The organism is Novosphingobium aerophilum, assembly GCF_014230305.1.
Taxonomy (GTDB): Bacteria; Pseudomonadota; Alphaproteobacteria; order Sphingomonadales; family Sphingomonadaceae; genus Novosphingobium; species Novosphingobium aerophilum.
This window is the reverse complement of the sequence record NZ_JACLAU010000018.1, coordinates 26,321-38,886: the sequence shown is the minus strand read 5'-3', so window position 1 is coordinate 38,886 and position 12,566 is coordinate 26,321. Positions and strand designations below refer to the sequence as shown.

Below are 12,566 nucleotides of genomic sequence, written 5' to 3'. Positions count from 1 at the left end.
TTGCGGATACTGCGGCATCACGATCCGAACATGGGGGTCAATCAATGCGTTTTTCGAAATTTCTGACGATCATTTCTGCCTGCGCGGCGCTTTCGGCCTGCGGAGACGGCGGGTCAGGCTCGGCCGTTGTCTCCACGCCTACGCCCACGCCCACGCCTACGACCCCCGCCTTCACCAATTTCGCCAGCGTCGCGGCCAACACGCCAACCCTGGTCAACGGCACGACGAAGGAAGGCACGCTCAGCGTCAACTCGTTGGGCGGCATCCCCTCGGCGAACGTCTCAGGCGGTACCGACGGAACCGGCAGCGTCAACTTCACCGTCAACGCCAACCGTCAGATCACAGCGCTCACCGTTACCGGCGCGCAGTCCAACGTGTCCTTTGACCAGACCTCGAGCGCTGCCTCGGTCTTTGTCGGGACCACCGCGATCGCCACCGCGCTGTCGAACTCGACCGGCTCCAACCAGGCGATCTACATCGATCCTTACGCCGTCGGGTTCAATTACCAGTCGTTCGGTGCCTGGGGCACGGGCCTGGTCGCTGGATCGACCGGCAAGTACGGTGCGATCTCGGCCGGCGCCACGACAGCGGCAGCCAGCGTGCCGACGACCGGCACGGCGACGTTCCGAGGCTATGCGGCCGCGATCTTCACCAATCCGAACGGTGACGCCTTCCGCTACGGCGCCAACGCAGCCTTCAGCGTGAACTTCGCCAATCGCTCGGTCGCCCTGTCGACCAGCGGCGATGTCGTCACCAACATCAACACGAACGTGGCCTACAACTGGACGACGCCGATGAGCGGCACAATGACCTACGCCGCTGGTTCCAACACATTCTCGGGCACACTCACAACCTCTACGCTCACCGGCATCGGCACCGGCTCATTCTACGGCCCTGCCGCAACGGAGCTGGGCGGAACCTTCGTGCTGCGCGGCGCCGCCGGCGCCATGGTCGGAGGCTTCGGCGGGAAGCAGTGACGTTGCTCCCGCTCAGTGCGGCGGCTGCCCTCCTGACAGCCGCCGCACCGGGTACGGGTGAGCCTCCTGCACCCGTCCTCGCGCCCATCCGCAGCGCCGTTGTCGAAAGCCGGTTCCTAGAAGCAGTCCAACTGATCGACACTGGCCGGCCGGATCTCGGCGCTGAAATCCTGAAGCAGATCTACGCCGCCACGCCGACACCGCGCGTGCGGCTCGAGCTCGCGCGGGCGCTGATGCTCTCGGGTCAGTTCAAGACTTCGCGGGACCTGTTCGTGGAGGCGTTCAAGGACGACCCTCCGCCTGTCGTCCGAGCGAACATCCTCGCGTTCCTGAACCGGATAGACCGGCTCAAGGGCAAGCTGACGCTAGGCACGGGGTTTGCCCGGTACAGCAACCCGCTTCAGCAACCCGGCGCCTACACCCTCAACTTCGGCGGTATCGCGCTCACCTACGAGGCCGACGAGCGCTACCGGAACCAGTGGGGCACGACACTGAGCGGCTCCTACGTCAAAGAACTGCGCGGTGGCTGGCTTGTGAGCGCCAGCGCATCCTGGCGAAACCTACCGCTCGACAGGGCGGACCAGGTCGGGCTCGAAGGCAGCGTTACCCGCCAGATCGGAAACACTCCGCTCGAGGTGAAGGTCGGCGCAGCGAGGCTGTCCCAGACCGATCTGTCCTTCACCTTGCCCTACGTGCAGGGCGCCTATTCGGTGCCGCTCGGACCGAAGCTCGGATTGCGGCCCGCTATGACGGCAGCCTACTACCGGGCGGATGCGGGGCCGGCGGCATCAGGCATCCAGATGGAAGCCTATGTGCCGCTGATCTACTCGCCGTCACCCGCGCGCGCCCTGTCGATCGGCCCCAGCCTCCTCCACCGTGAGGCCAGCTACCGGGAGCAGGCCTTCACCGCGGTCGCCATCCGCGCGCTAGCTTCGCGCCAATCAGACCTGATCAACCTCGAGGGCGGGCTGCAGGCCTCGCTGACCGTGTTCGGCGCCGCCGATCCGTTCTTCGGTGAGCGCCGAAAAGAGCGCCGGATCTTCGGTTCGGTATCGGCCAGCTCCTACAAGGTCCGTCTTGGGCCCTTCATTCCGGCAGTCGCGCTCTCCTGCGATCTCGTGCACTCGAACATCGGCTACTTCCAGCGCAAGGGCTGCGATACGTCGGTGGAGCTGCGCAAGGTCTTCTGACTGCGTCACATCCATGGAACAAAGACCCATTCGTGATCAGGCCCCTTTTTGTTGATTGCCACTGAGAAGTGACCCGGGATTTCCATCGAGAATTGACCCGGGTGGATATGTGCCCCCCGGTGCGAGGCTAGGGTCAAGCGGGTGATTTCGCCTTTCGTGATTTGGGGGCTGCGGCGCTGCTGGCCCTGAAGCGGAAGCTGTCGTTTCCGGTCTCCAGGATGTGGCAGTGATGGGTGAGCCGATCGAGGAGCGCGGTGGTCATCTTGGCATCGCCGAAGACCACCGCCCACTCTGAGAAGCTCAGGTTGGTGGTGATGATAACGCTGGTGCGCTCATAGAGCTTGCTGAGCAGGTAGAAGGCCGCCCACGCGGCCATGAGCTTTGTGTGCTTGGGAAACAGCGTGCCGCGCTGATACGCCGCATCTGCCTTGTCGGCGAGTTGTTGCGCCATGGCGCGCTCCACCACTTCGCGGCGAAAAGAAGTGCCTTCTCCTGCCCAGTCACGGAATGTGGAGCGGAAGCCATGCACGGTGATCGTATCGCGCCCCATGCGCCGCAGCAGCATTGAGATCGCCATGCCGGAAAGTTTCTCGACTAAGGGCGCCGGGAAGGGTGCTCCTGCTGCCTGAGGTTGCGCGGTGTATAGGCCCGGCCGAGATCGACAGCGTCTGATGCCTATATGATGCCTAGCGGGTCGTTGCGCCACCCGCGATGGCAGCTTCAAAGACTTAAGTCTTTGAAAATTATGGTGAGCCCTGCTGGGTTCGAACCAGCGACCTACTGATTAAAAGTCAGTTGCTCTACCGACTGAGCTAAGGGCCCGGACGCATGCGTCAGCGTGGGCGGGGCTTAGGGATGGGGCGGGGGGCGGTCAAGCGGGCATGGAGCTGGCGCAGGGTCAAACCGGTCAGCGGATCGCGCCATTCGGGGCGGATATGTCGCGCCGGGCCGAGGACGAAGTCCCGTTCGCGGAAGTGCAGGTGGGGGATGATCAGTTGCGGATCGGCCCAGCACCCCCCGCTCCACAGCACGATGTCGAGATCGAGCACCCGCGCGCTCCAGCGCCGGGCGCGGCGGGTGCGGCCGAAGGCGGCCTCGATCCGCTGCAGGACAGCCAGCAGGTCGGGTGGCGCCAGCCGGGTCTCCACCACCACCGCCCCGTTGGCGTAGGTCCGCAGCGAGGGCCCGACGGGAGCGCTGGAGACCACCGGCGCCTCGGCCAGGATCGTCAATCCGGCCCCGCGCAGCGCCACGAGCGCGGCCGCCAGGGTGCCGCGCGGGGCACCGTGGCGATGGTGCCAGCGGTTGGACCCCAGCGCGATGAGATAGCGCTGCATGACGGCGCTCAGGATCAGATGTCCTGGCCGATCCGGGCGTAAAGCTGGGGGCGGCGATCGCGGAAGAAGCCCATCCCGGCCCGATGCCGCGCGGCCCGGGCCAGATCGAGCCGGGTCACCAGCATCCCGGTTTCCCCCGCCCCGAACTCCGCGACCAGATCGCCCCACTCATCCGTGATGAAGCTGTGGCCGTAGAAGCGCTGGCCGCCTTCGGTGCCGATGCGGTTGGCCGCGATCACCGGCATGCAGTTCGACACGGCGTGGCCCTGCATCGCCCGCCGCCACATCCGGCTGGTGTCGAGGTCCGCGTCATAGGGTTCGGACCCGATCGCGGTGGGATAGAACAGCAGCTCGGCCCCCTGCAGCGCCATCACGCGGGCGCATTCGGGATACCACTGGTCCCAGCAGATCCCCACGCCGATCCGCGCACCGGCCACGTCCCACACCTTGAAGCCGTCATTCCCGGGGCGGAAATAGTACTTTTCCTCATAGCCGGGACCGTCCGGAATGTGGCTCTTGCGGTAAGTCCCCAGGATCGCGCCATCCGGGTCGATCATGGCCACGGTGTTGTAGTAGTGGTGCCCGTCCCGCTCGAAGAAGCTGGTCGGGATCGCCACGTTCAGCCGTGCCGCCAGCACCTGCATGGCCTTGACCGACGGATGTTCAGCCGTGGGCCGGGCGAGCGCGAACAGCGCCTCGTCCTCCTCGCGGCAGAAGTACGGGCCGGAGAACAGCTCGGGTGGCAGCACGATCTGCGCGCCCGCGCTGGCCGCCTGCTCGACCAGCGCGGAGACGGCGGCGATGTTCTCGGCCTCGTCGGCGGAACCGAGCGGCAGTTGCAGGGCGGCGACGGTGATCTGGGTCATGCCGCCCAAGTAAGGCGCCCGGCCCCCCAAGTCCACCGCCCGGCGCGGCCGAATGCGCTCAGCGCTTGGCGAACAGCAGGGTCATCCGGTCGCTCTCGCCGATCGCCTGGTACTTCTCGCGGTCCTTGTCCTTGAGCGTCAGGCTGGGCGGCAGGGTCCAGACCCCGTCCGGCCAGTTGGCGCTGTCCTTGGGGTTGGCGTTGACCTCGCTCTTGCCGACCAGCCGGAAGCCATGCGCCTCGACCAGGGCGATCACGTCGGCCTCGCGCATGTAGCCCATGGTGCCAAGCGTGTAGCTGGCGGGCGCGTCGGGCCGGGCGCGGTGCTCCTCAATGCCCAGCAGGCCATCCTCCTTGAGCATGGCGCGAATGGCGGCGAGATCGCTGTACAGCAGGTTGCCGGGCCACATGTTGTGGACTTCGCGCATGATGATCACCCGATCGACCTTGCCCTTCAGGTCGGCGGGGACGGCATCCAGCGTGAAAGCGGGGATGCGGTCGGCCGCGACCCCGGTCCAGCCTGCGGCGTTGGCCGGGAAGCGGGTGCCGAAATCGGCCCAGCGCTGGCGACCGGCTTCGGGCAGCGCGGTGAGCGAGGGACCGATGCCGATGTACCGGCCGCCATCGCCCAGGTAGGGCACCAGCACGCGCGTGTACCAGCCGCCCGAGGGCATGTAATCGGCCACGGTCATCCCCGGCTTGATGCGGAAAAAGGCTAGGGTTTCGGCCGGATGCCGCCAGGCGTCGCGGGCGCGGTCCTTGTCGCGGCGGGGATCGGCCAGCACCTTGGCCATCTGCGGATCAGCGGCGGTGGTCTGGGTGGCGGGCTGGGCGGCAACCCCCGAAGGCAGCAGCGCCCCGGGCAGCAGCGCAGCGGCGGCAAGCAGGGGCAGCAACGGGCGGACAGACGGGCGCATGATGGAACTCCCTTGGCGAATCTCACGAATGGACATGCAACCTAGGTAGGCCGGGGGCGATGACAACCGTCCCCTTGATCCCTATCTGCGGGACGAGACAGCGGGGCGATGGTTCCGCAGAAAGGACCGGACGAATGGCGCAGGCAATCTTGGCGGGAGGGTGCTTCTGGTGCACCGAGGCGGTGTTCCGCGACGTGATCGGCGTAAGCGATGTCGAAAGCGGCTACATCGGCGGCACGGTTGCCCACCCCACCTACAAGCAGGTCTGTTCGGGCAGCACCGGCCATGCCGAGGCCATCCGCGTGACATACGACGAGGACATGGTGTCCTATGGCGAACTGCTCGACATCTTCATGGCCACGCATGATCCGACCCAGCTCAACCGCCAGGGCAACGATATCGGCACGCAGTACCGCTCGGCGATCTTCCCGCTCGACGACCATCAGCGCGCCGAGGCCGAGGCCGCGATCGTCCGCGCCCAGGAGGACCGCGAACAGCCGATCGTCACCACGCTGGAAGGTCCGGCCGAATGGTATCCGGCCGAGGACTATCACCAGGAATACTGGGAAGGCGAAGGCCAGCGGAACCCCTATTGCCTGGCGGTGATCCCGCCCAAGCTGCAGAAGCTGCGCAAGAGCTTCGCGGCCAAGGTCAAGGCTTAGCCGAGGGTCTGCCACGTCACGCGTCGGGCGCGCGACGTGGCATGGCTAGCCCGCCCGCCAGCGCGCCACGAAAAACCCGTCGAGCCCGCCGGCCTCGGCCAGCATCCCGGGATCGGTGCGCAGCCAGCCCTCGGGAGTCGGCGCGAGGCCGGCGGGAAGCTCGTCTGTCCGGATCGGGTCGCTCGCCAGATCGAGCGCGGCGGCCACCGCCTCCCCCTCTTCCCGCTCCAGCGAGCAGACCGCATAGACCAGGCGCCCGCCCGGGGCGAGCCAGCCCGCGGCGCGGTCCAGCAGTTCGCGCTGCAGCTCAGCCATCTCGCCGATCTGGGTGCGGGTGATCCGGTGCAGCACGTCGGGGTGGCGGCGGCAGGTGCCTGTCGCGGTGCACGGCGCGTCGAGCAGGATCGCGTCGTAGCGGCCGTCCGGTTCCCATGCGCGCAGGTCCGCGGTGACCACTTCGGCCGTCAGCGCGCAGCGGGTGAAGTTGGCCGCCATCCGCTCCAGCCGCTTGGCGCTGGAATCGAGCGCGGTCACCTGCCAGCCCATCGCGGCCAGCTGCAGCGCCTTGCCGCCGGGCGCGGCACACAGGTCGAGCGCGCGGCCCGCGCCGCCCGGCCAACCTCCCGGCAAGCCGAGCAGGCGCGCCGGCAGGCTGGCCGCCAGGTCCTGCACCCACCAGGCGCCCTCGGCAAAGCCGGGCAGGCGCTCGATCGCCTCGCCGCGCGGCAGCCGGACATGGCCGGGAAGCAGGGAGACACCGCCCAGCCGCTCCGCCCAGTCGGCGGTCGCGGCGGGATCGCGCAGGGTCAGGTCGAGCAGCGGCGGTTCGCCCAGCGCGGCGGCGATGGCCCCGGCGCGGTCGCCCCACCGCGCGGCCACGGCGGGCGGTAATCCCGGATGGACCGGCAGGGCGACCTGGCGGCGGGTGAGCGTGGCGAAGACACCGTGGGCCAGCCGCTTGGGCCCGCCGGTCAACAGCGGCAGCGCGGTGGCCACCACGGCGTGCGGCGGCGTGCCCAGGCGCAGCCACTGCGCCAGCATCAGCCGCAGCACGGCGCGCGGCTTGGCGTCGTCCGGCAGCACCTGCGGCGTGGCACTGTCGATCAGGGCATCGAGATCGGGCAGCCAGCGCAGCGCCTCGGCCGCGATCGCCCGGGCCAGGGCGCGGTCGGCATCGGCGGCCAGCCCCTGCACCGCGTTGTGCACGGCCTGGTCCAGCGTCTCGCCCCGGCGCAGCACGGCATCGAGCAGGCGCAGCGCGGCGCGGCGGGCGGGGAGGCCGGGAATATCCATCGGCCTGCCTCTAGAGGCGATTGCCAAGCGGCGCCAGCGGGGCCATGTCGGCACCATGACAGAGCGCGCCACCCAGCGTCCCAAGGACTTCGTCAAGCCGGCCCACTGGACCAGCGACCCGGCCCCCCGTCCGGCCGAACCCAAGCTGGAGCCCGATCCGCGCGGGCTTTCCCCCACCCGCTATGGCGACTGGGAGCAGAACGGCATCGCCGTGGATTTCTGATCGATCACCGGCCCCCGTCACCCCGGGCGTGACCCGGACAAGCGGGGCGAGGGCAACCGAGGATCAATCCGGCGCGACGATCAGGTACTGTCCGGTCAGTCCCGGGGCATGGGCAATGTAATGCGCCGTCGCCGCCAGGGCTGCCGGATCGTCGCCCGCGATGGCATTGATCCGCACCGGGGTCCGCTCGCGCGCCAGGGTGGCGATGGCGGCGCGGCGCCAGTCCTCGTGCGGGAAGGATGCGGGATCGAACACCAGCGTGAGGTGATCGCCAGCCTGCTCCAGATGCGCGAGCAGACCGGGCAAGACCTCGCCATGAAAGCGCGCCGCGGCCTGCAGCGGATCGTCGGGCAGCGGGCCGACCGGCACCAGCACGGCTCAGCGCCGCTCGCGATGGAGGGTCATGCCGATCTGCTCGCCCGCCTCGGCGATGGCCAGCTTGACGATCTTGACCGTGACCGCCTCGACCCGGGGATCACCGACGAACACCGTCTCGCAGATATGGTCGGCCACGGCCTCGATCAGGGTGAAGTGGACGCCAGGGGTCAGCGCCTGGGTCGCGGCGAACTTCAGGTCCATGTAGTTCTTGCTCGCGGCCAGCGGCGTATCGGGCGTGTAGCGCTCGGCCGGCTTCAGCCGCGCCTGGATCGAGATGCGCAGCGGCTGCGGCTTGCCGGTTTCCTCGGAGTAGATGCCGGTGAGGACATCGACGACGAGATCGGCGACTTCAAGGATCAGCGAATCGGACGGCACGAAGGTCATGGGGCGGCCCCTTAGCCGGGATTCGTCCAGCGCGCGAAGATTGCCGTCGGCAGCAAGCGCCCCTGACCATCCTGGGCGCCATCCCTGGCACCATCCTCACGCACCGCCAGATCGCCGTGCTCGATCCGCCCGGGCAGATCCGCGCAGGCCTCGGCCAGCAAACCGCCGATCGCCAGCGAGCTCATCCGCACGGCATAGACCGTCAGGAACAGGAAGCGGCTGTCACCATCGAGCAGGTTCCGGCAATCGGCGATCAGGCCGGGCAGATGTTCCTCCAGCCGCCACACCTCACCCTCCGGCCCGCGCCCGAACTTGGGCGGATCCAGGATGATCCCGTCATACCGCCGCCCGCGCCGCACCTCGCGCGCGGCGAACTTGGCGGCATCGTCGATGATCCAGCGCACCGGTCGGTCGGCCAGACCGGCCAGCTCGGCATTGGCGCGCGCCTGGGCGACCGACTTCTTCGACGCGTCGACATGGGTCACCGGGCCGAAGCGCGACAGCGCCAGGGTGCCGACCCCGGTGTAGCCGAACAGGTTGAGCGTCTGGGCATCGGTCCGGTCGGGCAGGTGGTCCCCCATCCAGTCCCACACCGGTGCCATGTCGGGGAAGAAGCCCAGGTGCCGGAACGGCGTGCAACTGGCGGTGAAGCGCACGCCGCGCCAGGCCAGCGGCCAGCCTTCGCGCGGGACGGGCCGATCGAACTGCCAGCGCCCGCCGCCATCCTCGTCCGATCCGGGGACGAATTCACCGTGCGCATCCCACGCGCTGAGCCGCGGCGCCCACATCGCCTGGGGTTCGGGGCGGATGAAGCGGTAGTCGCCATAGCGCTCCAGCTTGCGGCCATGCCCGGAATCGACCAGGCCATAGTCGGCCCAGCCCTCGCCGATCAGCAGTTGGGGAGTGTCGATCAACTGGGCCATGCTTCACCAACTCCGCTCGGGCTGAGCTTGTCGAAGCCCGCGCGTGGCCTTCGACAGGCTCAGGCTGAGCGGGTGTGGTATCCGGATTGTCCTAGACCTTCGGCGACGCATGCTCGGCGACGTAGTCCGCCACGGCGGCATAGTCGCCCGGCAACTGCACCAGCCGCTCCTCGCGATCGAACAGGTCGCCGACCCGCAGCGGCAACGATGGCCGCACCCCGGTGGCCTGCTCCACCGCATCGCGGAACTTGGCGGCGTGGGCCGTGGCCAGCGTCACCACCGGCACGGCGGGATCGATCCCGGCGGTCTGCGCGGCGTGGAGCCCGATTGCGGTGTGCGGATCGATCACCTGCCCGGTTTCGACATGGGCCCAGCGGATCGCCTTCATCATCTCGTCGGCGTCGGCCCGGGCGCTGGTGAACAGGGCGGCGGCGCCTTCGCGCTGGGCATTGGTGAGTTGCATCGCCCGGGTGCTTTCGAACCCGCGCATCTGCTCGGCCAGGGCCAGCCCGTCGCGGCCGCCGACATCGAACAGCAGCCGCTCGAAATTCGACGACACCTGGATATCCATCGACGGCGCCGCGGTAGGCGTGACCGTGCTCTGCGAATAGTCCCCGGTCGACAGTGCGCGGTGGAGGATGTCGTTGACGTTGGTCGCGACGATCAGCCGTTCGATCGGCAGCCCCATCTGCGCCGCGACATAGCCGGCGAAGACATCGCCGAAATTGCCGGTCGGGACCGAGAAGGCCACCTTGCGTGCCGGCGCGCCCAGTTGCAGCGCGGCAGCGAAGTAATAGACGATCTGGGCCATCAGCCGCGCCCAGTTGATCGAATTGACCGCGCCGATGGCGAAGCGGTCGGTCATCGCCGCATCGTTGAACATCCGCTTCACCATCGCCTGGGCATCATCGAACGAACCCTCGATGGCGATGTTGTGGACGTTGGGGGCCAGCACCGTGGTCATCTGCCGGCGCTGCACGTCGGACACGCGGCCGCGCGGGTGGAGCATGAAGATGTCGACCTTGGCGCGCCCCGCGACGGCATCGATCGCCGCCGAGCCGGTGTCGCCCGAGGTCGCGCCGACGATGGTCAGGTTGCGATCGGACCGGCCGAGGAACTCCTCGAACAGCAGGCCCAGCAATTGCAGCGCCACGTCCTTGAAGGCCAGGGTCGGACCGTGGAACAGCTCGAGCAGCCAGTGCTGCTGATCCAGCTGGACCAGCGGGGTCACCGCCTGGTGAGCGAAGCGGCCATAGGCCTGGGTGGTCAGCTCCAGCAGGCGCTCGGGCGTCAGGCAGTCGCCGACGAAGGGCTGCATGATCCGCTGGGCAAGCTGCGCATAGGGCAACCCGACCATCGCGGCGATCTCAGCCTCGCTGAACTTCGGCCAGGTGCGCGGGACATAGAGCCCGCCATCGGAGGCGAGTCCGGCCAGCGTGGCATCGGCAAAGTCGAGCGCGGGGGCGGAGCCGCGGGTGCTGATGTAGTCCATGGGACTGGCGCCGTAGCGGCGGGGGGGCCTGTAGGCAAGGATTCGGGGGTGGGGCGGTGCAACGGCCCCTCCCCCACCCCGGTTAAAGCCGGTGGCGGCTGACGGGGGCGCTAGCCGCGCAGCCGCTTGCGCAGCGCCAGCGCGTAGATCACCAGCGCCACCGCGGCGAAGGCGAACCACTGGACCGCGTAGGCCAGGTGGTTGTTCGGCAGGTCGCGCGGGTCGGGGCGGGCGTTGGGCTGCAGCCCGGCGAGCGGCGGATCGGCGAAGACCACCGCCCCTTCGTCGCGCGCGACATAGGTTCCCGTCACGGCACCCCCGGTCCAGGCCACGGCAGCGGGCCGGGCGGACCAGCCGAGCACGATCCGCGCCCGGCCGCCCTCCGGCGTGGTGCAGGCGGCCACTTGCGCCCAGCCCGCCTGGCCGGCGCGGTTGCGCCCGGCCTCCGGCTGCGGTGCCCCGGCCGCCCGGCAATCGAGCACGACCCGGGTGTAGGGCACGGCCGCACGATCGGCATCGGGCCAGGGGTGAACGGCCGGATCGGCCGCCGCCGCCCGGAACTGCGCGATCATCGCCTCCTTCTGGTGCAGCCGGTCGAGCTGCCAGAAGCCGAGGCGGACCATGATCCCGGCGGCGATCAGCACGACCAGCGTCGCCAAGACAGGCAGGCGCCGGATCATTCCGGCCTGTCCTGCGGATCGACGGTCCAGTCCTCTGTCACCGCCTCGCGCGCGCTGCGGCGGTATTCCGCCTGGAGCAGCCAGGCCTTGCAGGCGCGCAGCCCGCCCAGCACCGCGGCGGTGGTGAACGGCACCCACAGGATGACATGGACCCAGAACGGGGGGCCGACCGCCAGCTCGAGCCACAGCGCAAAGCCGGTGACCAGGGCACCGATGATCAGGGTCAGGAAGGCCGCCGGACCATCGCCGACATTGAATTGCGTGAAGTCGAGCCCGCAGACCCGGCAGCGATCGGCGAACTTCGCCACCCCGGCGAACAGCGTCCGGCCATGGCAGCGGGGGCAACAGCCGAAAAGGGCAGCCGCGGCGGTGCCGGGCTGCCCTTTCGTTGCGTCCGGTGGGACGGAGACGGTCACTATTCGATGACCGCGCCCCAGTTCCCCCACACGTAGATGCAGACGAACAGGAACAGCCAGACCACGTCGACGAAGTGCCAGTACCAGGCCGCCGCTTCGAAACCGAAGTGCTGACGGGGGGTGAAGTCGCCGTTGTAGGCGCGCTTCAGGCAGACGATCAGGAAGATCGTGCCGACCAGCACGTGGAAGCCGTGGAACCCGGTCGCCATGTAGAAGGCCGAGCCATAGGTGTTCTTGCCGAAGGGGAACGGCGCGTGGATGTATTCGAACGCCTGGATCGAGGTGAACAGCGCGCCGAGCAGGATCGTCGCCCACAGGCCCTTCTTCAGCGCGTCGCGGTCACCGTGGATCAGGCCATGGTGCGCCCAGGTGACGGTCGTGCCCGAGCAGAGCAGGATCAGCGTGTTGAGCAGCGGCAGGTCCCAGGCGTTGATCACCGCTTCGATCGCCTTGGGCGGCCACTGACCGCCGATCACCTCTTCCGCCAGCTTGCTGGGGAACAGCGAGAAATCGAAGAAGGCCCAGAACCAGCCGACGAAGAACATCACTTCCGAAGCGATGAACAGGATCATGCCATAGCGCTGGTGGAGCTGCACCACCGGCGTGTGATCCCCGGCGTGGGCCTCGCGCACGATCTTGGTGAACCACTGGAACATGCCCGCCAGCAGCAGGGCCATGCCCAGCCACGGCACGACATGGCCGCCGGGCAGCTTGTGCATGAACAGCACCATGCCCGAAGTGAAGGTCAGCGCGCCGAGCGTGGTGATCAGCGGAACGAGGTCAGGCGGAAGGATGTGGTAATCGTGGTTCTTGGCACCGGCCATGATCA

At 68.5% G+C, this 12,566-nt stretch carries 15 protein-coding genes, 1 tRNA gene and 1 pseudogene; 4 read left to right on the top strand and 13 right to left on the bottom strand.

The genetic code is table 11. The features are described from left to right. Positions 1-44: 44 nt before the first annotated feature. Together H7F49_RS11625 and H7F49_RS11620 are read left to right on the top strand one after the other, a co-directional pair. Positions 45-977, top strand: a complete 933-nt coding sequence (locus H7F49_RS11625; protein ID WP_185683768.1) for a transferrin-binding protein-like solute binding protein — start codon at positions 45-47, stop codon at positions 975-977. A gap of 2 nt (positions 978-979) precedes the next feature. Beyond that, a complete protein-coding gene (locus tag H7F49_RS11620; protein ID WP_185683767.1) occupies positions 980-2,167 on the top strand; it encodes a surface lipoprotein assembly modifier in 1,188 nt (395 codons plus the stop codon). 133 nt (positions 2,168-2,300) lie between these two features. Here H7F49_RS11620 and H7F49_RS11615 read toward each other — a convergent pair. From H7F49_RS11615 to H7F49_RS11595, 5 genes and pseudogenes are all read right to left on the bottom strand, one after another. Next, positions 2,301-2,525: pseudogene (locus tag H7F49_RS11615) on the bottom strand (ATP-binding protein); the annotation flags it as partial. A 388-nt stretch (positions 2,526-2,913) separates the two neighbouring features. Beyond that, positions 2,914-2,989: transfer RNA gene (locus H7F49_RS11610), tRNA-Lys, on the bottom strand. 11 nt (positions 2,990-3,000) lie between these two features. Next, positions 3,001-3,504: a 2-amino-4-hydroxy-6-hydroxymethyldihydropteridine diphosphokinase gene (folK, locus tag H7F49_RS11605; protein ID WP_185683766.1), complete on the bottom strand. Its 504-nt coding sequence runs from the start codon at positions 3,502-3,504 to the stop codon at positions 3,001-3,003. A gap of 14 nt (positions 3,505-3,518) precedes the next feature. Further along, positions 3,519-4,370, bottom strand: a complete 852-nt coding sequence (gene aguB / locus H7F49_RS11600; protein ID WP_185683765.1) for an N-carbamoylputrescine amidase — start codon at positions 4,368-4,370, stop codon at positions 3,519-3,521. Between the two features lie 58 nt (positions 4,371-4,428). Beyond that, positions 4,429-5,286: a class I SAM-dependent methyltransferase gene (locus H7F49_RS11595; RefSeq protein ID WP_235982106.1), complete on the bottom strand. Its 858-nt coding sequence runs from the start codon at positions 5,284-5,286 to the stop codon at positions 4,429-4,431. Positions 5,287-5,420: 134 nt separating this feature from the next. Here H7F49_RS11595 and msrA point away from each other — a divergent pair, with 134 nt between their 5' ends. Continuing rightward, positions 5,421-5,948, top strand: coding sequence for a peptide-methionine (S)-S-oxide reductase MsrA (gene msrA / locus H7F49_RS11590; protein WP_185683764.1), 528 nt, complete (start codon positions 5,421-5,423; stop codon positions 5,946-5,948). 45 nt (positions 5,949-5,993) lie between these two features. On the opposite strand, the gene H7F49_RS11585 is transcribed toward msrA, so the two are convergent. After that, positions 5,994-7,241 carry an RsmB/NOP family class I SAM-dependent RNA methyltransferase gene (locus tag H7F49_RS11585; protein ID WP_185683763.1) on the bottom strand — a complete coding sequence of 416 codons (1,248 nt, stop codon included), beginning with the start codon at positions 7,239-7,241 and terminating at the stop codon, positions 5,994-5,996. Positions 7,242-7,296: 55 nt separating this feature from the next. On the opposite strand from H7F49_RS11585, the gene H7F49_RS11580 reads away from it, so the two are divergent. Next, complete coding sequence (locus tag H7F49_RS11580) at positions 7,297-7,464, top strand: DUF1674 domain-containing protein (RefSeq protein ID WP_185683762.1); 168 nt, start codon at positions 7,297-7,299, stop codon at positions 7,462-7,464. A 63-nt stretch (positions 7,465-7,527) separates the two neighbouring features. On the opposite strand, the gene H7F49_RS11575 is transcribed toward H7F49_RS11580, so the two are convergent. From H7F49_RS11575 to H7F49_RS11545, 7 genes are all read right to left on the bottom strand, one after another. Further along, positions 7,528-7,839, bottom strand: coding sequence for a Rossmann fold domain-containing protein (locus H7F49_RS11575; RefSeq protein WP_185683761.1), 312 nt, complete (start codon positions 7,837-7,839; stop codon positions 7,528-7,530). A 3-nt stretch (positions 7,840-7,842) separates the two neighbouring features. Then, positions 7,843-8,226, bottom strand: coding sequence for a dihydroneopterin aldolase (locus H7F49_RS11570; RefSeq protein WP_185683760.1), 384 nt, complete (start codon positions 8,224-8,226; stop codon positions 7,843-7,845). 11 nt (positions 8,227-8,237) lie between these two features. Continuing rightward, positions 8,238-9,149: a class I SAM-dependent methyltransferase gene (locus H7F49_RS11565; RefSeq protein ID WP_185683759.1), complete on the bottom strand. Its 912-nt coding sequence runs from the start codon at positions 9,147-9,149 to the stop codon at positions 8,238-8,240. Positions 9,150-9,240: 91 nt separating this feature from the next. Continuing rightward, positions 9,241-10,641: a threonine synthase gene (gene thrC / locus H7F49_RS11560; RefSeq protein WP_185683758.1), complete on the bottom strand. Its 1,401-nt coding sequence runs from the start codon at positions 10,639-10,641 to the stop codon at positions 9,241-9,243. Positions 10,642-10,751: 110 nt separating this feature from the next. Then, a complete protein-coding gene (locus H7F49_RS11555) occupies positions 10,752-11,321 on the bottom strand; it encodes an SURF1 family protein (protein ID WP_214647778.1) in 570 nt (189 codons plus the stop codon). Next, positions 11,318-11,737, bottom strand: coding sequence for a DUF983 domain-containing protein (locus H7F49_RS11550; RefSeq protein WP_185683757.1), 420 nt, complete (start codon positions 11,735-11,737; stop codon positions 11,318-11,320). The genes H7F49_RS11555 and H7F49_RS11550 overlap by 4 nt, the downstream gene beginning before the upstream one ends. After that, positions 11,737-12,561 (bottom strand): cytochrome c oxidase subunit 3, encoded by an 825-nt coding sequence (locus tag H7F49_RS11545; protein ID WP_185683756.1) that lies wholly within the window; start codon positions 12,559-12,561, stop codon positions 11,737-11,739. The genes H7F49_RS11550 and H7F49_RS11545 overlap by 1 nt, the downstream gene beginning before the upstream one ends. Positions 12,562-12,566 lie beyond the last annotated feature (5 nt).